Genomic DNA, 330 nt, shown 5'->3' with positions numbered 1-330 from the left:
TGCTTCAACCGCTGCCAGCTTCACTTTTTCTACATCACCAAGCTCATAACCACTTTCATCACCTAGCACGATCACAGAAAGCGTTGAGGCTAGGCCAAAGCTAGCAGCTATGGCGAACGAACGGCGCGCAAAGGCGATATGCTTATGATTAAGCAGGTAGTAACTTGAAATTGCCAACACAAACATTGCGCCGGTCACGTAACCTGCTGATACAGTGTGAACAAATTTGACCTGTGCTACGGGGTTAAAAATGACCTCAGCAAAGCTGGTCATTTCCATACGCATAGCTTCAAAATTAAATTCAGCGCCTACTGGATATTGCATCCAGCC

1 protein-coding gene is annotated in these 330 nt (G+C 46.4%); it reads right to left on the bottom strand.

Annotation, left to right across the window (positions count from 1 at the left end):
- Nucleotides 1-330: cytochrome ubiquinol oxidase subunit I (locus tag NLF92_RS12720; protein WP_254102569.1), on the bottom strand; the 330-nt coding region annotated here is incomplete at both ends.

It is taken from the genome of Opacimonas viscosa, from assembly GCF_024199005.1.
Classification (GTDB): Bacteria; Pseudomonadota; Gammaproteobacteria; order Enterobacterales; family Alteromonadaceae; genus Opacimonas; species Opacimonas viscosa.
Note: the sequence above shows the minus strand (reverse complement) of the source record. Positions and strands in the feature narration are given on the sequence as shown.